This is a genomic window from Phycicoccus sp. (genome assembly GCF_035325325.1).
Classification (GTDB): Bacteria; Actinomycetota; Actinomycetes; order Actinomycetales; family Dermatophilaceae; genus Phycicoccus.
Window position 1 is genome coordinate 1 of record NZ_DAOLAC010000042.1, and the last position, 17,782, is coordinate 17,782.

Below are 17,782 nucleotides of genomic sequence, written 5' to 3' on the forward strand. Positions count from 1 at the left end.
GCCCGGCGGCGCCTCACCCTGCCCACTTGACAGGAAACCGCTACATATCAGTCGATGGCGTCGCAGACGTCGTCGGCGCTGCCGTGCCGGCCGAGTGTGAACGAGCGGGTGCCGTCGGCCTCGAACACGACACGCGTGCCGTGGCCGGAGAGGACGTAGAGGCCGGTGTCCGGTGTGCTGCCGGGCGGCATCGTCGTGCCGAACGCGCCGTGCACGGAGGTGAGGGAGGCCGGGCTGCCGTCGGGGTGGTAGGCGAAGACCGCGGTGGCGCTGAGGTCACGGACCACGGACGCTCCGGTGCTCAGGTTGGTGTAGCGCTCGACGAGCGCCCCGCGGAAGAGCTGGGTGCGCGGCGTGCCGTCCGGCCAGGTCGAGGTGGTGCGGTACTCCTCCTCGTCGCGGACCGGGGTGATCCGGGTGTCGAAGCCGCACGTCGAGCGCGCGGCGGGGACGACGACCTCCTCGGTGCGGTACGGGGTCCAGGGGGACCCGTGCCCGCGGTGGTGGTCGCCCGTGGCCGCGCCCGTGGCCACGGCCGTGGCGGCGGCCGGGGTGGCGAGCCCCGCGACGAGGGCCGCGGCGGCGACCGGGGCGAACAGGGCGCGTCGGGCGGTGGTGGCCATGAAAGCGCTCCTAACCTCTTGCTTTCAATTACCGGTTAGCGAGGACCGTACCCCAAGGGTACGCTCCGGTGGTGGCCGAGCAGCACTGGAGAGAGGTAGAGGGCCTCGTGCTGCCCCAGCCCGTCGCCCTGCACCCGGCGCTCGAGCTCGTCAACACCTACTCCGGCTGGGACGGCACCCACACGAGCGACTACCTCGTCTCCTACGACCACCTCGCGGTCCTCGCCGGCGTCCTCGACCTGCTCCCCGCCATCGACGTCCGGCGGCTGCGCCGGGCCGCCCGCCGCCAGCCCGAGGCCGCGACGAACGCCCTCGAGCGCGCCTGCACGGTGCGGGCGGTCATCCGCCGCGCGGTCCTCGACCCCGCCGACCCCGAGGCGACGAGCGAGCTGACCGTCGCGACGCGCTCGGCCGCGACCACCGTCCAGCTCCTGCCGGGCACACCGGCCCGCTGGTGGGTCCCGGGGATCGCCCCCGACGACCTCGACCGGCCGGCCGACGCGTTCGCCTGGGCCGCCGCGGACCTCGTGACCCGCCCGGACGTCACCCGGGTGCGCACCTGCCCCGGCCGCGGCTGCGGATGGGTCTTCCTCGACACCTCCGGCCGTCGGCGCTGGTGCTCGATGCAGTGGTGCGGCAACCGCGCCAAGGTGCGGGCCCACGCCGCCCGCTCCCGCACCCCCCGCCCCTCGGGTTTCGGGTGACCCGACAACACGGCGCTTCACCCGAGAAGCGTTCCCGGGGGAAGCGCCGCCGTATCGGGTGACCCGATAACACCGCACTGCACCCGAGAAGCGTTCCCGGGGGAAGCGCCGCCGTATCGGGTGACCCGATAACACCGCACTGCACCCGGGAAGCGTTCTGGGGGAAAGCGCCGCCGTATCGGGTGACCCGATACGCGCGGGGTCGGCGGAGCGGGACGAGTACGCCGTGGGCGAACGCGGAACAGGTCCGGCCCGGGTCCGCGTTGTCCACCCTGTAGACGCGTGAGGGCGGCTTCCGGGCAACGGGGGCACCACGCTCAGGTCGCGCGACTAGCATCGAGGGGACTCGACGTCAGGAGAAGCACCATGTTCGAACGGTTCACCGACCGCGCTCGGCGCGTCGTCGTGCTCGCCCAGGAGGAGGCGCGCGGTCTCAACCACAACTACATCGGGACCGAGCACATCCTCCTCGGGCTGATCCACGAGGGCGAGGGCGTCGCGAGCAAGGCCCTCGAGAGCCTCGGCATCAGCCTCGAGGCCGTCCGCGAGCAGGTGCAGGAGATCATCGGCCAGGGCCAGCAGGCCCCGACCGGCCACATCCCGTTCACCCCGCGGGCCAAGAAGGTCCTCGAGCTGAGCCTGCGCGAGGCGCTCCAGCTCGGCCACAACTACATCGGGACCGAGCACATCCTCCTCGGCCTCATCCGTGAGGGCGAGGGCGTCGCCGCCCAGGTGCTCGTCAAGCTCGGCGCCGACCTCTCGCGCGTCCGCCAGCAGGTCATCCAGCTCATCTCGGGCTACCAGGGCGGCAAGGAGGGTGCGGCCCAGGGCGCCGGCCCGAGCCAGGGTGCCGCCGAGGGCGCGCCCGCCGGCTCTCTCGTCCTCGACCAGTTCGGCCGCAACCTCACCCAGGCCGCCCGCGAGGGCAAGCTCGACCCGGTCATCGGGCGCGAGAAGGAGATCGAGCGGGTCATGCAGGTGCTGTCCCGCCGCACGAAGAACAACCCCGTCCTCATCGGCGAGCCCGGTGTCGGCAAGACCGCGGTCGTCGAGGGCCTCGCCCAGGACATCGTCAAGGGCGAGGTGCCCGAGACGCTCAAGGACAAGCAGCTCTACACCCTCGACCTCGGCGCCCTCGTCGCCGGCAGCCGCTACCGCGGTGACTTCGAGGAACGGCTGAAGAAGGTCCTCAAGGAGATCCGCACCCGCGGCGACATCGTCCTGTTCATCGACGAGATCCACACGCTCGTCGGGGCCGGTGCGGCCGAGGGCGCCATCGACGCCGCGAGCATCCTCAAGCCGATGCTCGCCCGCGGTGAGCTGCAGGTCATCGGCGCGACGACCCTCGACGAGTACCGCAAGCACATCGAGAAGGACGCCGCGCTCGAGCGCCGCTTCCAGCCGATCCAGGTCGCCGAGCCGACGCTCGCGCACGCGATCGAGATCCTCAAGGGCCTGCGCGACCGCTACGAGGCGCACCACCGGGTCTCCATCACCGACGGGGCGCTCGTCGCGGCGGCGAACATGGCCGACCGCTACGTCAACGACCGCTTCCTCCCGGACAAGGCGATCGACCTCATCGACGAGGCGGGCGCGCGACTGCGCATCCGCCGGATGACCGCACCGCCGGACCTGCGCGAGTTCGACGAGAAGATCGCCGCGGTCGTGCGCGAGAAGGAGTCGGCGATCGACGGGCAGGACTTCGAGAAGGCCGCGCGGCTGCGCGACGACGAGAAGAACCTGCGCGCCGAGAAGTCCAAGCGCGAGGCCGAGTGGAAGTCCGGCGACATGGACGTCATCGCCGAGGTCGACGAGGAGCTCATCGCCGAGGTCCTCGCCGCGTCGACGGGCATCCCGGTGTTCAAGCTGACCGAGGAGGAGTCCAGCCGCCTGCTGCACATGGAGGACGAGCTGCACAAGCGGGTCGTCGGCATGGACGACGCCATCAAGGCACTCTCCCAGGCCATCCGCCGCACCCGCGCCGGCCTCAAGGACCCGCGCCGTCCGGGCGGCTCGTTCATCTTCGCCGGCCCCACCGGCGTCGGGAAGACCGAGCTCGCGAAGACGCTGGCGGAGTTCCTCTTCGGCGACGAGGACAGCCTCATCCAGCTCGACATGTCGGAGTACAGCGAGAAGCACACCGTCTCGCGCCTCTTCGGCTCGCCTCCCGGCTACGTCGGCTACGAGGAGGGCGGCCAGCTGACCGAGAAGGTGCGGCGCAAGCCGTTCTCGGTCGTGCTCTTCGACGAGGTCGAGAAGGCCCACCCGGAGATCTTCAACAGCCTCCTGCAGGTGCTCGAGGACGGCCGGCTCACCGACTCCCAGGGTCGGATGGTCGACTTCAAGAACACGGTCATCATCATGACGACCAACCTCGGCACCCGGGACATCTCCAAGGGCACGCTCGGCTTCTCGGCCGGTCCGGACACCCGGTCCGACTACGACCGGATGAAGGCCAAGGTCACCGACGAGCTGAAGCAGCACTTCCGGCCCGAGTTCCTCAACCGCGTCGACGACACGATCGTCTTCCCGCAGCTCTCGCAGGCGGAGATCGTCCAGATCGTCGACCTCGAGATCGCCAAGCTCGACAAGCGGCTCAAGGACAAGGACATGGGCATCGAGCTCACCCCGGCGGCGAAGAACCTCCTCGCCACCAAGGGCTACGACCCGGTGCTCGGCGCCCGGCCGCTGCGGCGCACGATCCAGCGCGAGATCGAGGACGTGCTCTCGGAGAAGATCCTCTTCGGCGAGCTGAAGTCCGGCGAGATCGTCGCGGTCGACGCCACCGGCGAGACCAAGGACGACGGGTTCACCTTCCAGGGCATGCCGCACAGCCGGGGCATCGAGCTCCCGGTCGTCGCGGCGGAGGCCGCCGAGGGCTGAGCCACCGATTCCGCAGCGAGGGCGCCCGACCGACCGGTCGGGCGCCCTCGTGGCGTCCGGGCAGGTCAGCGGGGTCGTCCCCCTGACCTGCGGATTTCCACACCGGACGAGCGGTGTCCATCCTCTGGGACCGGCGTCGAAATCCTTACCGTGGCTTTACCCACTTGCCGGAGCGGCTGGCGCACACTGGGAATCGCAAGGGCCTCCGGGGCACCTTGCAGCGGCCCGCCACCACCCCTGCGGTGGCGGGCCGCACCACGTCCGCGGCCCGGTCCGCCGAGGCCGGGCTCCCGCACCGCGGCTAGAGTTCCGGGGTGCCCCCCGAGCCTGCCGATCCGGTCGCCGGCGGCCCCGTCCCCGGCATCGTCGTGCGCCCGGCGCGCACCGGCGACGTGCGGGCCATCCGCGCCCTCGTCACCCCGCTCGCCGAGGCCCGCGTGCTGCTCCAGAAGGAAGCCGTCGCGTACTACGAGTCGGTCGCCGACTTCGTCGTCGCCGAGACCGACGGGAGCGACGGCACGGCCCCCCGGGTCGTCGGGTGCGGTGCGCTGCACGTGCTCTGGGAGGACCTCGGCGAGGTGCGGACGCTCGCGGTCGACGCCTCGGTCCTCGGGCGCGGTGTCGGGTCGGCGGTGCTCGCCCGGCTCGTCGAGCGTGCGCACGCCCTCGGTCTCTCCCGGCTGTTCTGCCTGACCTTCGAGACCGACTTCTTCGGCCGACACGGCTTCGAGGTCATCGAGGGCCAGGCCGTCGAGCCGGCCGTCTACGCCGAGCTGCTGCGTTCCTACGACGAGGGCGTGGCCGAGTTCCTCGACCTCGAGCGGGTCAAGCCGAACACCTTGGGCAACACCCGGATGCTGCGGGTGCTCTGAGCGGCCCCGCCGTCACCCGCCGGGACGGCTCAGGGCGTCCGGCTCGGCGTCGGCGTCGGCCGCCCGCGGAGTCGGCGCGCTCGCCGGCGGCACGACCTCGCCGGAGACGACGGCACCGGCCGGGTCGAGCAGGACCCGACGGGCCCGACGGCGGCGCACGACGGCCCGCCCCCCGAGGACCAGACCGGCGAGGAGGACCAGCGCGAGCAGCGGCAGGCCGATGCCCACCGCGAGCAGCCAGCCGGAGCGGTCGGTGACCTCGGTCGCGAGCGACCGCGCCCGGGTGAGGTTCCCCTCGGCGAGCCGGTGCTCGGAGCCCCGCTCGGTGGCGTCCACCCCGAGGACGGCCGCCCCGAGCGCGGTGAAGGGGTCACGGTCGGCCCGCGCGACCCGACGGGCCGCACCGACCGCGTCGAGGGTGCGCGCGGCCTCCGGGAGGGTTGCCGCCGCCTTGGTGAACTGCGCCGTCTCGAACGCGCCCTCGTAGCCGGAGCGCACCGACGCGGGGACGGGCAGCCCGGCGCGCCGCGCGGCGTCCTGCACCCGGACCGCGGCCGGTCCGAGGGCGGTGACGGCCGAGCGCACGGTCGCGGCCCGGGTGAAGTCCCACCCGGACATCGCGTCACGCAGACCCTCCGGCGGCAGCCAGGCGCCGTCGGCGGCGTCGATCGCCGCGTACGCCGTGCGGGCGCTCGCCCGGGCCGGGAGCTTCGCCTTCTGCTCCGGGGTGAGCACCCACCGGGCGAACACATCGGGTGCGTTCTTCACCCCGGCCCTCGTCTCGACGAGGTCGAGCCAGTCGGTCGTCGTCGTCCGGCCCGCGCTGCCGGTGGCGACCCCGACCGGGTCGTAGGCGCGCTCGCCGTGGATGCCCGCCGCGACGACGGCCGCGAACTGCTCGTCCGACAGGCGGCCGAGCAGCTGGGTCATCGCCTGGTACGCCGCGGGGTAGGCGTAGTCGTTGACCGCGGCGCCGCGACCGTCGGCGTCGTCCTGCCACGACTGCAGGGCGATGGCCCCCTTCTGCGAACGGGTGACGACGGGGTGCTTCTGCACCGTCCCCTTCGTGGCCCGGACCGCGCGCTCGGCGGTGACCTGGGCCAGCCCCTCGGACAGCCACCGCTCGACGAAGCGGTCGCCGTAGAACCAGGCGTGCGAGAGCTCGTGGTAGACGAGGTCGTCGTCGAGCCGCTCACCGACGACGATCTCGTCCTCGGACGGGTCGAACCACCCGTCGTAGCCCCGCACCTGCGGCGAGGAGTCCTCCCGGATGGTCTTGAGGCCGCCGGGCCACGGTGTGCCGGTGAGCTTCTCGAGCGTCGGGATGCCCTTGGCCACGGTGGCGCCGACGAACGAGGACCACTTCGGGTCGTCGGGGAAGGCGGACAGCCCGAGGGTGAGGTCGCCGACCTTCACGGTGCGCTCGGCGACCTTCTTCGGGTCGCGCAGCGAGACGACCGCCCAGATGCCGGGGCCGCCGTCGGTGACGTCCGAGATCGTGTACGTGCTCCTGCCGCCGGCCGTCTCGTTCGAGAACGCGTCGGTCGTGCTCGAGAAGTCGTAGCTGCTCGGCGCCCGCACGGTCAGCGTCGAGGAGCCCGGGTCCCCGGGCCCGTAGACGACGAAGGAGGCGTAGCCGGGGCCGACGCGCGTCGAGTCCTTGGCCCGGTGGGCGGCGCCGCGCACGTCGTAGGTGAGCACGATGCGCCGCGACTGCCGGTACATGAGGTTCGGGAAGGAGATCCGGGCCAGCCGGGTCCCGGGGTCGCTCGTCGCCTTCGTCGACACCGTGAGCGACGAGCCGCGGCTCGTGGCCCGCAGGTTCGTCGCGCCGCCGGGCACCGGGAGCGAGTACCCGTTGTAGAAGTAGTAGTAGAAGCTGCCGCCGCCCGCGTCGCGGTTGGGCGTCACGTTCACGAGGTCGAGGGTCACCGTCGCACGGACGGCCCCGGCCGTGCTCAGCGCGTAGGTCGTGTCGCCGTCGACGGTCAGCCCGTCCTCGGCGGACGCCGACGTCGCCGTCGCGAGGAGGCCGAGCGTGGCGATCGCCGCGACGACGGCGGTGCGGACGGCGCGGTGTGGTGCGGGCGTCATGGGTCCCCCTCGAGGCGTGCGCGCGTCCCGACGCCCGGGCGCGCGGCTCGATCCTAGGCAGACGGGGGGCCCGGGCGCACCGGATTCCCGACCGGCGCGCCGGGGCCTGCGTGGCCGGGTCCTTCGCCGGGTCCGTCGCGACGGGTGGCCACCTCCCCGGCGTCGGCGGCGGGAGCGTGTCGCGGTCGGGGTCGAGCCCGGACGGACAGGACCAGCGCGGTGCCGGTGCCGAGGACGACGACGAGGGCGAGGAGGGTGATCCCCAGCCCGAGCGGCAGCGCCCATCCGGCGCGGGTCGTCGCGTCGCGGGCCAGGCCGGTCGCCCGGGCGACGTCGCCGTCGTCGAGCGCGACGACGGCACGCGCGGCGCGATCGCGCACCCCGAGCAGCCCGGCGCCGAGGTCGCCCAGCGGCCCTCGGTCGGCGGCGGCGTCGCGGCGGGCGTCCCCGACGGCCGTGATGGCGCTCGCGGCGGCGGGCAGGGAGGTGGCGAGGTCGTGGTAGTCGTCGTCGAGGGAGGCCTGCTCGTAGGAGTCCCTCACCGCGGTCGGCACCGCCAGCCCCGCGCGCCGGGCAGCGCGCTGCACGGCCGTCGCCGCCGCACCGAGCGGGGCGACGGCCTGCCGGACGTGCTCGGCCCGCGCGAAGTCCCACACCGTCATCGCGTCACGCAGGCCCTCGGGCGGCAGCCACGGCCCGTCGGCCGCGTCGAGGGCCGCATAGGCCGCCCGCTCGCGCTTGCGCGGGGCGAGGTCCTTCTTCTGGGCGTCGGTGAGCACCCACTGGGCGAAGAGGGCGGTGGCGCCCGGCGCCTCGACGCGGGTCTCGACGAGGTCGAGCCAGTCGGCCCAGGACGTCCGGCCACCGCTCGGGGTGACCAGCCCGGCGGGGTCGTAGGCGCGCTCGCCGCGGACGGCAGCCCCGACGACGGCGGCGAACTGGGCGTCCGAGAGCCGGGACAGCAGCTGGTGCATCACCCGGTAGGCGGCGGGGTACGCGTAGGCGTCGACGTCGGCAGAGCGGCTGCCGGCATCCCCCTCCCACGCGTTGAGAGGCACGGCGTCGGGGGCCGTGCGGCTGACCGAGGGGTGCGCGCGCGGCGTCCCGCCGGTGCGCGCGACCGCCCGCTCGGCGATCGCTTGGGCGAGGCCCTCGTAGAGCCAGCGCTGCTCGAAGCTGTCGGCGGAGACCCAGGCGTGCGAGAGCTCGTGGTAGATGAGGTCGTCGTCGAGCTGCTCGCCGACGACGATCTCGTCGCCGGTCGGGTCGAACCAGCCGTCGTAGCCGCGCAGCGACGGCGAGGCGTCCTCGCGGATGCGCTGCAGCCCCCCGGGCCACGGGTTGCCGACGAGCTGCTCGAGCCGGGGCAGACCGGCCTCGAGGCGGCCCTGGACGAAGGTGGCCCACTTCGCGTCGTCCGGGAACGAGGACAGGGTGAGCGAGAGGTCGCCGACGTCGACGGTCCGCTCCCGCACCTGCTCCGGGTCGCGCAGCGAGACCGCGGCCCAGATGCCGCCCTCGAAGGTGTTGCGCGTCGCCGTGTACGTCGTCAGGCCCCCGGAGGTGGCCTCCGCGAAGCCGTCGACGGTGCTCGCGAACGACATCGACGACGGCGCGACGACCTGCACCGTGTTCCGTCCGTCGTCGCCGGGGCCGAACGCGACGAAGGTCGCGTAGCCGGGCCCGGCGCGGGTGCTGTTCGGGTCGCGCGGTGGCGCACCGGGCACGTCGAGGGTGAGCACGATGCGCCGGCGCTGCGAGTAGCGGAGGTCGGGGAAGGCGATCCGCACCTCCGCCGTGCTCGGGTCGTCGGTGTCCGAGACGGTGACGGCGAGGGGCTTGCCGGCGCTCGTCGCCCGCACGTGGGTCGCGCCGGCCGGGACGGGCACCGTGTAGGCGTCGAAGAAGTACGTGTACACCCCGCCGTCGGCCTGCTTGTCCGGGCTGACGTTCTCGAGGTCGAGGGTCATCGTGGCCCGGACGAGCTCGGCGCCGGGGTCGAGGACGTAGCGGGTGGTGGCACCAGCCGACAGGCCCTCGTCGGCGCTCGCGGCCGGGGCGCCCACGAGCACGGACGCGGCGACGAGCGCGGTGGCCACGGCGGCGCCCAGCGCCCGTCGCAGCGTGCTCGTCATCGGTGTCTCCGTGTGGCCGGGGAGCGCCACACGGCGTCCGTCTCGATCGTAGGCGGGTGATCCGACCGCCGCCCTCCGGACGGGGACGGCCGGGCACGCCGTCGCGCGGTCGGTCCGACCATTGTCACGCAGCGGCGTCGCCCCGCCGACCACCGTCCGGGGTCGGGGCGTCCTCAGCTGGCCTTCTTCTCGGACTTCTTCTCGGCCTTCTTGTCTGACTTCTTCGCCGTGGACTTCGAGGCCGTCTTCGTCGCGGTCTTCTTCGCCGGGGCCTTCTTCGCGGCGGACTTCTTCGTCGCCTTCCGCGCGGGCTGCTCCTCCCGGGCGGGGGCCTCGCCGCGCGATGCCTTGGCGCGCTCGACCGAGCGGGAGAGGGCCGCGAGCAGGTCGACGACCTCGCCGGACTCCTCCTCCTCGGCGGCGGCGACCTGGACCTCGCCGCCCTCGACCTTGGCCCGGACCAGCTCCTTCACGGCGAGCGCGTAGTCGTCCTCGTACTCGTCGGGGTCGTAGTCGCCGGCGAGCTGGTCGATGAGCATCTTCGCCATGTCCATCTCCTGCTTGGACGCGTGCTGCTCGTCCTCGACGGCCGCGAAGTCGGCGGCGCGCACCTCGTCCGGCCAGAGCATCGTCTGCATGACGATGACGCCGTCGCGCACCCGCAGCACGGCCATCGTCATCCGGGTGCGGATCGAGACGGTGACGATGGCGACGCGCTTCTCCTTCTCGAGGGCGTCACGCAGCAGGACGTACGGCTTGGTGGCCGACTTGTCCGGCTCGAGGTAGTAGGACTTGTCGAGCCACATCGGGTCGATCTGGTCGGCGGGGACGAACTTGGTGACCCCGATCTCCTTGCTCGTGCGGGAGGGCAGGTCGGCGAAGTCGTCGTCGGTGAGCACGACCATGTCGCCGTCCTCGGTCTCGTAGCCCTTGGCGATGTCGTCGTAGCTCACCTCCTCGCCGTCGATCGAGCAGAACCGGCGGTAGCGGATGCGCCCGCCGTCCTCGCGGTGCACCTGCCGGAACTGGACGTCGTGGTTCTCGGTCGCGGAGTACAGCCGCACCGGCACGTTGACGAGGCCGAAGGAGACCGCGCCCTTCCAGATGGCTCGCATGGGATGGTCCGTCCTGTTCGCGTCGGCGCCGCGGTGGTCGGCGGCGCGTCGTCCCAGCGTAGGCGGGGTGGGCCCGGTCTGGGGAGGCCCGGCGGTCAGCCGGCCGCGAGGACCGCGCCGACGAGGGCGTCGAGCGGGTCGGGCAGGTCGCCCGGGTCCAGCCGGGGGGCGAGCGCCGCGGCGAGCCGGGCCTTGCGCCCCGACCCCGAGCCGGCGAAGCGGTGCAACCGGTCCGTGACGTGCGCCCGTCTCCACTGCGGCATCACCGAGAACGCCTCGAACGCGCCGAGCTCGCCCATCGCCGCGAGGGCGTCGAGGACGGTCTCCGGCCCGAGCGCGCGGATCATCAGGTCCTCGAGGTCGCGCCGGCAGACGAAGACCCCGTGCCGTCGCAGCTCCTCCGCCGTCTCGGCGTCGCGGCCGAACCGCCGCAGCACCCGCACCGCGACCCGCAGCTGGTCGGCGTCGACGAGGGCGAGCACGCGTCGTGAGGGCCCGCCGCGCTCGGCGAGGAAGCGGCCGAGGTTGGTCACCCCGCCCATCGGGACGACGTCGGCGGCGGCGCCGTGGGCGGCCAGGACGTGCCGGACGAGGACCGCGTCCGAGCCGCCCTCGACGAGCACGACCGCTGCACCGTCCATCCGGGGACGGTAGCCGAGCGGGCGGTGGCAGCGGGCAGGATGGGGCCGTGCGCCCGATGCTCGCGACCGCCGCCGACGCCCCGCCCCGGGGCGAGGCGTGGGTGCACGAGGTGAAGTGGGACGGGATGCGGGTGCTCGTCGACGTGCGGGACGGCCGGGTCACGGTGACCAGCCGCACCGAGCGTGACGTCACCGCCGCGTTCCCCGAGCTCGACGCGCTCGCCGAGACCTACGACGACCTGCTCCTCGACGGCGAGGTCGTCGCGATGGAGGAGGGGCGGCCCAGCTTCCACGCGCTGGCCGAGCGGATGCACGTGACGAAGCGGCGCCAGGCCGAACGGCTCGTCGCGACCCGGCCGGTGACGCTCATGGTCTTCGACCTGCTGCGCCTCTTCGGCCAGGACCTCACCGCTCAGCCGTGGTCGGCCCGGCGCCGGCTGCTCGAGGAGCTGGAGCTCGAGGGGCGTTCATGGCACGTCCCGGAGGTGCACGACGACGGCGAGGTGCTGCTCGCGGTGACCGCCGAGCAGGGGCTCGAGGGCGTCGTCAGCAAGCGGCGGGCCTCGCGGTACCTCACCGGCCGGCGCTCGCCGGACTGGCGCAAGGTCGCCCACCGGCGCACGTACTCCGTCGTCGTCGGCGGCTGGCGGCCGGAGGTCGGTTCGGGGGCGTCCTCGGCCGGCCGGCTCGGGGCGGTGCTCGTCGGCCTGCCCGACGGCGAGGGCGGCTGGCGGTACGCCGGACGGGTCGGCTCGGGCCTCGCGGGGTCGGCCGGGGTGGCGCTGCTGCGGCGGCTGCGCGCGCACGAGCGGGACGCCTCGCCGTTCGCCGACGAGGTACCGCGCATCGACGCCTCGGGCACGACGTGGGTCGAGCCGACCGTCGTCGTCGAGGTCCGCACGCTCCAGCTGACCGCCGACCACCGGCTGCGCCAGCCGACCTACCTCGGGGTCCGGCACGACCTCACGCCGGCCGAGCTTCAGGAGGTCGAGGAGGGTGGCTGAGCGGTACGTGCCGGAGGTGACGCGGGTCGAGGTGGCCGGGCGGCGCCTCAAGCTGACCAGCCTCGACAAGGTGATGTACCCCGCGACCGAGACGACCAAGGGCGAGGTCCTCGACTACTACGCCCGGATCGGCGCCGTCCTGCTGCCGCACCTCGCCGGCCGGCCGGTGACCCGGGTGCGGTGGCCGCACGGCGTCGAGGACCAGCAGTTCTTCGAGAAGAACCTGCCCTCGGGCGCGCCGTCGTGGCTGCCGCGGGTGCGGGTCGACGACGTCACCTACCCCCTCGTCCCCGGGCTCGCCGAGCTGACCTACCTCGTCAACCTCAACTCCCTCGAGCTGCACGTGCCGCAGTGGACGGTCGACGACGACGGCGAGCGGCAGCACCCCGACCGTCTCGTGATCGACCTCGACCCCGGGCGGCCGGCCGGGCTGCGCGAGTGCGCCCGGGTCGCCCTCCTCGTTCGCGAGCGGCTGGACCGGCTCGGCCTCGAGCTGCACCCCGTCACCTCCGGCAGCAAGGGGATGCAGCTGTACGCCGGGCTCGGCGGCGACCTCACCTCGGACGAGGTGCGCGACCTCGCCCAGCAGCTCGCCCAGGAGATGACCAAGAAGCACCCCGAGCTCGTCCTGTGGAAGATGACGAAGTCGCTGCGCCCCGGGAAGGTGTTCCTCGACTGGAGCCAGAACGTCGCGGCGAAGACGACGATCAGCCCCTACTCGCTGCGCGGGCGCGAGCTGCCGCACGTCGCGGCGCCGCGGACCTGGGCCGAGGTCGAGGCCGGCGCCGAGGACGACGGAACGCTCGAGCAGCTGATGTTCGACGAGGTGCTCGAGCGGGTCGAGCGCGACGGCGACCTCCTCGCCGACCTCCCCTGACCCGGGCTGCTCAGCCGACTGATTGCGGATAACCCACCTCGGATGGGGTCGAAACAGCCCTTGAGGGTGGGGAATCCGCAATGAGTCGCGTGCGAGAGGGGATGAGGGGAGGGGTCAGGGGCGGCGCAGGCGGGGGCAGCCGGCGCACTCGACGCAGCCGGGAAGGGCGTAGATGAGGCAGCACGACTCGCGCGGCAGGGCGCCGGGGCGCAGCAGGCCGGCGGCGGCCTCGGCCTCGCGCCGGGCGGCGGCCCACATGTCGTCGACGAGCGCGGCGCGCACGTGCGGCCCGAGCCGGACCTCGCTCGGGTAGCCCTCGGCGAGCGGCCCGGCGACCTGCCGGTAGTCGGCCTCGGCGGCATCGAGCCGGCGGTCGAGGTCGCCCTCGTCGGTGGTCAGCGTGGTGAGCCGCACGGCGTCCGGGACGAGGGAGGGGGCGAGGGAGAAGGTGAGGGTGTCGAGCGCGGCCCGCCAGGGACCCGCCGCCGCGGCGTGCGCGGCGGTGTGCGCCGGCACCTGGAGGAGCCACTGGAGGACGAACACCACGGCGACCGCGGGGGGCGCGTCGCCGTCGTACCAGCGGCGGTGCAGGGCGTGCAGGTCGGCCTGCCAGCCGCCGGGGTCGTCCGTGACCCGCCGGGCCAGGGGTGGGCCCTCGGCGGTGAAGCGCAGCCAGGCGTGGCGCGCCGACATGCGCGCAGCGGCGGCACCCGGTTCGGGTGCCGCCGCTGCGCTCGCGTGGTCGTCGCGGGTCAGGAGGTGGCCTTCTCGTAGGCCTCCTGGACCTCGCTCGAGATGCGGCCGCGGTCGCTGACGTCGTAGCCGTTCTTGCGGGCCCACTCGCGCACGGCGCTCACGTCGCGACGGCCCGCGCGCGCGCCGCTGCCGGCCGCGCGACCGGTGCTCCGGCGTCCGCCGGTGCGCTCGGCGTGCCCGATCCACATCGCGAAGGCGTCACGCAGCTTGGCGGCATTCTCGCTCGTGAGGTCGATCTCGTAGCTGACGCCGTCGAGGGCGAACGTCACCGTCTCGTCAGCGGGGGACTCCTTGTCGACATCGTCGACGAGGAGGACCTGGACCTTCTTGGCCATTGTTCCGTGCCTCCGGGGTGGGAGATTTCCGGTGCGAATGAGGATGCGCCCGGATCGGGTATTCCCGATCGTAGTGGGAATGCGCCGGAAAACGTCAATCGGGGAGTATTTCCCGACGGGTCAGCCGTCGTTTTCCGGGACCCCGTCGCCGTCCGCGTCGCGACCGGGGGATGGGGCCGCATCCCGACGCATCCGGTCCTGCTCGGCCTCGAACTTGCTCTGGGCCAACCGTTCCCGCCGGTCGGCCTCCATGATGCGTTTGATGATGAGGTAGAAGAATGCGGCCGCGACGATCGTCGGGACGATGGCGACGACGTAGGGAACCCAGGAGTTCATGACGCTCAGGCCTCCGGCTTGAGGTGCGGGAAGAGGATGGTCTCGCGGATGCTCGCGCCGGTGAACAGCATGACGAGCCGGTCGATTCCGAGCCCGAGCCCGCCCATCGGGGGCGCCCCGTACTCGAGGGCGCGCAGGAAGTCCTCGTCGAGCTGCATCGCCTCGGGGTCGCCGCCGGCCGCGCGCAGCGACTGCTCGGTGAGCACCCGGCGCTGGATCACCGGGTCGACGAGCTCGGAGAACCCGGTGCCCCGCTCGACACCGGCGATGATGAGGTCCCACGCCTCGATGAGCCCGGGCTCGGACCGGTGCGGGCGGGCCAGCGGCTGGGCGATGGCGGGGTAGTCGCAGAGGAAGGTCGGCTGGAGCAGCTGCGGCTCGACGAGCTCGCCGAGCAGCTCGAGGAAGACCTTGTCCTGCTCGAGCGCCGGGTCGACCTCCACGCCGTGCCGCTCGGCGTACCCGAGCAGCGTCTCCTTCGGGGTCTCGGGCGTCACCGGCTCGCCGACGACCTCGCTCACGGCGTCGTACACCGGCAGCCAGCGCCACTCGCCGTCGAGGTCGACGGTGCCCGCCGGCGTCTCGACCCGCCGCGACCCCAGCGCGTCGGCCACCCCGAGGTAGAGGTCGCGCATCAGGGCGCCGATGCTGCGCTGGTCGCCCCAGGCCTGGTACGCCTCGAGCATCGTGAACTCGGGCGAGTGCGTCGCGTCGACGCCCTCGTTGCGGAAGATCCGGCCCATCTCGTAGACCCGGTCCACCCCACCGACGACGGCCTTCTTGAGGTTGAGCTCGAGGGCGATGCGCAGGACCATCTCGTGGTCGAAGGCGTTCATGTGGGTGCGGAACGGGCGGGCCGCCGCGCCGCCGTGCACGAGCTGGATGACCGGCGTCTCGACCTCGAGGTAGCCCTGGCCGTCGAGGACCGCGCGGACCGCCCGGAGCGCGGCCGCCTTGGTGCGCACCATGTCGCGGGCCTCCTGGCGCACGACGAGGTCGGCGTACCGCTGGCGGACCCGCGCCTCCTCGGAGAGCTCCTTGTGGAGGACCGGCAGCGGGCGCAGCGCCTTGCTCGCCATCCCCCAGCGGGTCGCCATGACGGACAGCTCGCCGCGACGGCTCGAGATGACGCGCCCCTCGACCCACACGTGGTCGCCGAGGTCGACGTCGGCCTTGAAGGCGGCGAGGGCGTCCTCGCCGACCTCGGCGAGGCTGAGCATCACCTGCAGGCGCGTCCCGACACCCTCCTGGAGCGTCGCGAACGCGAGCTTGCCGGTCGTGCGGACGAAGACGACCCGGCCGGCGACCGCGACGACGTCGTCGGTCTCGGCGCCGGTCTCCAGGTGTCCCCAGCCCTCGCGCACCTCGAGCAGCGAGTGCGTGCGCGGCACCTCGACCGGGTAGGCCTGCCCGCCGGCCTCGAGGATGCGGTCGCGCTTCTCGCGGCGGACCCGCATCTGCTCGGGCAGGTCGACCTCGGGAAGGGCAGGGGTGGCGTTCTCGGTCACGGAGGTCAAGGGTACGGAAGTGGCCCGGGAGCAGCCGCGCCCGCCCGCCCCGCGGCCGTCGACGGCCAGCCGGCCGTCGGCTCAGCGCTCGTCGAGGGTCATCTCCAGGGCGTACGCGTCGGCGTCGTAGCAGTGGTTGGCGTGCTCGACCGGCTCCCCGTGGGCCCCGAAGGCGGTGCGCGCCATCGTCAGGACCGGGCGGGTGCCGCGCAGGCCGAGGCGCCGGCGCTCCTCCGGCGTGGGCATCCGGGCCCCGACGGTCTGCCGCGCGACGACCGGCACGGCTCCCCGCGTGCGCAGGGCGGCGTACAGCCCGGTGGTCTCGAGCTCCTCGGCGGTGAGGTCGGAGAGCTCGGGGGGCAGCCAGTTGTGGAGGACGGCGAGGGGCCGGCCGTCCACCGACCGGAGCCGCACGATGCCGAGCAACGCCGTGTCGGAGGGGAGCTCGAGGGCGGCGGCGGCTTCTTCGTCGCGGGTCACGGCGAGGGAGAGCACGCGCGTCCCCGGGGTGCGTCCGGCGCGGAGCAGGTCGTCGTGGAGGCTCGAGAGCTCCGCGCGGCGGTGCACCCGGGTCGGGGCGACCGTCGTGCCGATGCCCCGCCGCCGCACGAGCAGCCCGCGGTCGACGAGGTCCTGCATGGCGCGGCGGACGGTGGGCCGGGAGAGTCCCAGCCGGCCGGCGAGGACGAGCTCGTTCTCGACGGAGTCGCCCGGCTGCAGGTCGCCGTCGCGCACGGCCGCTCCGAGCTGCTCGGCCAGCTGGTGCCAGAGCGGGACCGGTGACGTGCGGTCGATCCGCACCGGGACCTGTCGCGCCACCATGGACGGGACTGTACAGCGCGAGACCATCCGTGTCAGTATGTCCTGACAAAGGAGGTCGGATGCGGATCGCACTCGCGGGTGCCGGGCGGATCGGGGCGTTCCACGCCCGCACGCTCGCGTCGCTCGGCGGCGTCGACGAGCTCCTCCTCGCCGACGTCGACGCCGACCGGGCCGCCCGCGTGGCGGCCGACCTGGGCGTCGTGGCGGTCCCGACGGTCGAGGGCCTCCTCGACCCGCGCGTCGACGCCCTCGTCGTCGCCACCTCCACCCCCGGCCACGCTCCGCTCGTCCGGGCCGCGGTCGCCGCCGGCCTCCCGGTCTTCGTCGAGAAGCCGCTCGCCGCGACGCTGTCCGAGACGGTGGAGCTGGTCCGGCTCGTCGAGGGCGCCGACGTCCCCGTGCACGTCGGCTTCCAGCGCCGCTTCGACACCGGGTACCGCCGGGCCCGGGCGGCCGTCGCCTCGGGCGAGCTGGGCCTCGTCCACACGCTGCGGGCGACCACCTCCGACCGCCGCCCACCCCACCCGGAGTACCTGCCGACCTCGGGCGGGATCTTCCGCGACTGCTCGGTGCACGACGCGGACGTCGTCCGCTTCGTCACCGGCCGCGAGGTGCTCACCGTCCAGGCGGTCGGCGGCACGAAGGGCGAGCCGTTCTTCGCCGCGGCCGGCGACGTCGCCTCGGCCGCGGCGCTGCTGACCCTCGACGACGGCACCATCGCGGTCCTCACCACGACGCGGTACTCGGGCCAGGGCCACGACGTCCGCCTCGAGGTCGTCGGCTCCGAGGCGTCCGTGGCCGTCGGCCTCGACGACAGCCTCGCGCTGCGCTCGCTCGAGGACGGCGTCACCTTCCCCGCCGGTCCGGTGCACGAGGCGTTCATGGACCGCTTCGAGGCCGCGTACCGCGCCGAGCTCACCGCCTTCCTCGACGTGGCCCGCGGCGGGGCGCCGAGCCCCTGCACCGTGCGCGACGCGCTCGAGGCGTCGCGGGTCGTCGAGGCCGCCTCCCTCGCGCTCGCCGAGGGTCGCACCGTGCACCTGTCCGAGATCCCCACCACCTGACGGAGGATTCGTC

General features: G+C 73.6%; 16 protein-coding genes. 6 read left to right on the forward strand and 10 right to left on the reverse strand.

The annotated features are described in order from the left end of the window. Positions 1–47 precede the first annotated feature (47 nt). Positions 48–623, reverse strand: coding sequence for a hypothetical protein (locus PKA89_RS17975; RefSeq protein WP_324421855.1), 576 nt, complete (start codon positions 621–623; stop codon positions 48–50). A 71-nt stretch (positions 624–694) separates the two neighbouring features. Between PKA89_RS17975 and PKA89_RS17980 the strand changes: the two genes are divergently transcribed. The 3 genes from PKA89_RS17980 (at position 695) to PKA89_RS17990 (ending at position 5,082) form a co-directional block, all read left to right on the forward strand. After that, positions 695–1,327, forward strand: a complete 633-nt coding sequence (locus PKA89_RS17980; RefSeq protein WP_324421857.1) for a CGNR zinc finger domain-containing protein — start codon at positions 695–697, stop codon at positions 1,325–1,327. A gap of 366 nt (positions 1,328–1,693) precedes the next feature. Then, positions 1,694–4,210, forward strand: coding sequence for an ATP-dependent Clp protease ATP-binding subunit (locus PKA89_RS17985; protein WP_324421858.1), 2,517 nt, complete (start codon positions 1,694–1,696; stop codon positions 4,208–4,210). A gap of 314 nt (positions 4,211–4,524) precedes the next feature. Beyond that, positions 4,525–5,082, forward strand: a complete 558-nt coding sequence (locus tag PKA89_RS17990; RefSeq protein ID WP_324421860.1) for an amino-acid N-acetyltransferase — start codon at positions 4,525–4,527, stop codon at positions 5,080–5,082. 12 nt (positions 5,083–5,094) lie between these two features. Here the strand turns inward: PKA89_RS17990 and PKA89_RS17995 are convergent, their stop codons facing one another. The 4 genes from PKA89_RS17995 to PKA89_RS18010 all read right to left on the reverse strand — a co-directional run bounded on the left by PKA89_RS17995 (position 5,095) and on the right by PKA89_RS18010 (position 11,067). Then, positions 5,095–7,176 (reverse strand): hypothetical protein, encoded by a 2,082-nt coding sequence (locus PKA89_RS17995; RefSeq protein ID WP_324421862.1) that lies wholly within the window; start codon positions 7,174–7,176, stop codon positions 5,095–5,097. Between the two features lie 53 nt (positions 7,177–7,229). After that, entirely contained in the window at positions 7,230–9,311 is a 2,082-nt protein-coding gene (locus tag PKA89_RS18000; protein WP_324421864.1) for a hypothetical protein, read from the reverse strand. A 173-nt stretch (positions 9,312–9,484) separates the two neighbouring features. Next, positions 9,485–10,426 (reverse strand): Ku protein, encoded by a 942-nt coding sequence (locus tag PKA89_RS18005; protein ID WP_324421866.1) that lies wholly within the window; start codon positions 10,424–10,426, stop codon positions 9,485–9,487. Positions 10,427–10,521: 95 nt separating this feature from the next. Beyond that, positions 10,522–11,067, reverse strand: coding sequence for a hypothetical protein (locus PKA89_RS18010; protein ID WP_324421868.1), 546 nt, complete (start codon positions 11,065–11,067; stop codon positions 10,522–10,524). Between the two features lie 56 nt (positions 11,068–11,123). On the opposite strand from PKA89_RS18010, the gene ligD (PKA89_RS18015) reads away from it, so the two are divergent. Next, complete coding sequence (gene ligD / locus PKA89_RS18015) at positions 11,124–12,071, forward strand: non-homologous end-joining DNA ligase (protein WP_324421902.1); 948 nt, start codon at positions 11,124–11,126, stop codon at positions 12,069–12,071. After that, entirely contained in the window at positions 12,064–12,948 is an 885-nt protein-coding gene (gene ligD / locus PKA89_RS18020) for a non-homologous end-joining DNA ligase (RefSeq protein ID WP_324421869.1), read from the forward strand. Before ligD (PKA89_RS18015) ends, ligD (PKA89_RS18020) begins: the two co-directional genes overlap by 8 nt. A gap of 114 nt (positions 12,949–13,062) precedes the next feature. Here ligD (PKA89_RS18020) and PKA89_RS18025 read toward each other — a convergent pair whose 3' ends face one another. The 5 genes from PKA89_RS18025 to PKA89_RS18045 all read right to left on the reverse strand — a co-directional run bounded on the left by PKA89_RS18025 (position 13,063) and on the right by PKA89_RS18045 (position 16,705). Beyond that, positions 13,063–13,641 carry a (2Fe-2S)-binding protein gene (locus PKA89_RS18025; protein WP_324421871.1) on the reverse strand — a complete coding sequence of 193 codons (579 nt, stop codon included), beginning with the start codon at positions 13,639–13,641 and terminating at the stop codon, positions 13,063–13,065. 59 nt (positions 13,642–13,700) lie between these two features. After that, the gene (locus tag PKA89_RS18030; RefSeq protein WP_324421873.1) at positions 13,701–14,039 is read right to left on the reverse strand and encodes an Lsr2 family protein; all 339 of its coding nucleotides are present in this window, start codon (positions 14,037–14,039) and stop codon (positions 13,701–13,703) included. Between the two features lie 120 nt (positions 14,040–14,159). Continuing rightward, entirely contained in the window at positions 14,160–14,375 is a 216-nt protein-coding gene (locus PKA89_RS18035; protein WP_324421875.1) for a hypothetical protein, read from the reverse strand. A 5-nt stretch (positions 14,376–14,380) separates the two neighbouring features. Further along, positions 14,381–15,832, reverse strand: coding sequence for a lysine--tRNA ligase (gene lysS, locus PKA89_RS18040; protein ID WP_324421904.1), 1,452 nt, complete (start codon positions 15,830–15,832; stop codon positions 14,381–14,383). 132 nt (positions 15,833–15,964) lie between these two features. Continuing rightward, positions 15,965–16,705, reverse strand: a complete 741-nt coding sequence (locus PKA89_RS18045) for a GntR family transcriptional regulator (protein ID WP_324421876.1) — start codon at positions 16,703–16,705, stop codon at positions 15,965–15,967. Positions 16,706–16,764: 59 nt separating this feature from the next. Between PKA89_RS18045 and PKA89_RS18050 the strand changes: the two genes are divergently transcribed. After that, entirely contained in the window at positions 16,765–17,769 is a 1,005-nt protein-coding gene (locus tag PKA89_RS18050) for a Gfo/Idh/MocA family oxidoreductase (RefSeq protein ID WP_324421878.1), read from the forward strand. Positions 17,770–17,782 lie beyond the last annotated feature (13 nt).

What these genes read in the sequence shown, in the direction of transcription:
- PKA89_RS17975 (WP_324421855.1), bottom strand. Translation starts at nt 623, where the DNA reads ATGGCCACCACCGCCCGACGCGCCCTGTTCGCCCCGGTCGCCGCCGCG.
- PKA89_RS17985 (WP_324421858.1), top strand. Translation starts at nt 1,694, where the DNA reads ATGTTCGAACGGTTCACCGACCGCGCTCGGCGCGTCGTCGTGCTCGCC.
- PKA89_RS17995 (WP_324421862.1), bottom strand. Translation starts at nt 7,176, where the DNA reads ATGACGCCCGCACCACACCGCGCCGTCCGCACCGCCGTCGTCGCGGCG.
- PKA89_RS18000 (WP_324421864.1), bottom strand. Translation starts at nt 9,311, where the DNA reads ATGACGAGCACGCTGCGACGGGCGCTGGGCGCCGCCGTGGCCACCGCG.
- PKA89_RS18005 (WP_324421866.1), bottom strand. Translation starts at nt 10,426, where the DNA reads ATGCGAGCCATCTGGAAGGGCGCGGTCTCCTTCGGCCTCGTCAACGTG.
- PKA89_RS18010 (WP_324421868.1), bottom strand. Translation starts at nt 11,067, where the DNA reads ATGGACGGTGCAGCGGTCGTGCTCGTCGAGGGCGGCTCGGACGCGGTC.
- ligD (WP_324421902.1), top strand. Translation starts at nt 11,124, where the DNA reads ATGCTCGCGACCGCCGCCGACGCCCCGCCCCGGGGCGAGGCGTGGGTG.
- PKA89_RS18025 (WP_324421871.1), bottom strand. Translation starts at nt 13,641, where the DNA reads ATGTCGGCGCGCCACGCCTGGCTGCGCTTCACCGCCGAGGGCCCACCC.
- PKA89_RS18030 (WP_324421873.1), bottom strand. Translation starts at nt 14,039, where the DNA reads ATGGCCAAGAAGGTCCAGGTCCTCCTCGTCGACGATGTCGACAAGGAG.
- PKA89_RS18035 (WP_324421875.1), bottom strand. Translation starts at nt 14,375, where the DNA reads ATGAACTCCTGGGTTCCCTACGTCGTCGCCATCGTCCCGACGATCGTC.
- lysS (WP_324421904.1), bottom strand. Translation starts at nt 15,832, where the DNA reads ATGCGGGTCCGCCGCGAGAAGCGCGACCGCATCCTCGAGGCCGGCGGG.
- PKA89_RS18045 (WP_324421876.1), bottom strand. Translation starts at nt 16,705, where the DNA reads ATGGTGGCGCGACAGGTCCCGGTGCGGATCGACCGCACGTCACCGGTC.
- PKA89_RS18050 (WP_324421878.1), top strand. Translation starts at nt 16,765, where the DNA reads ATGCGGATCGCACTCGCGGGTGCCGGGCGGATCGGGGCGTTCCACGCC.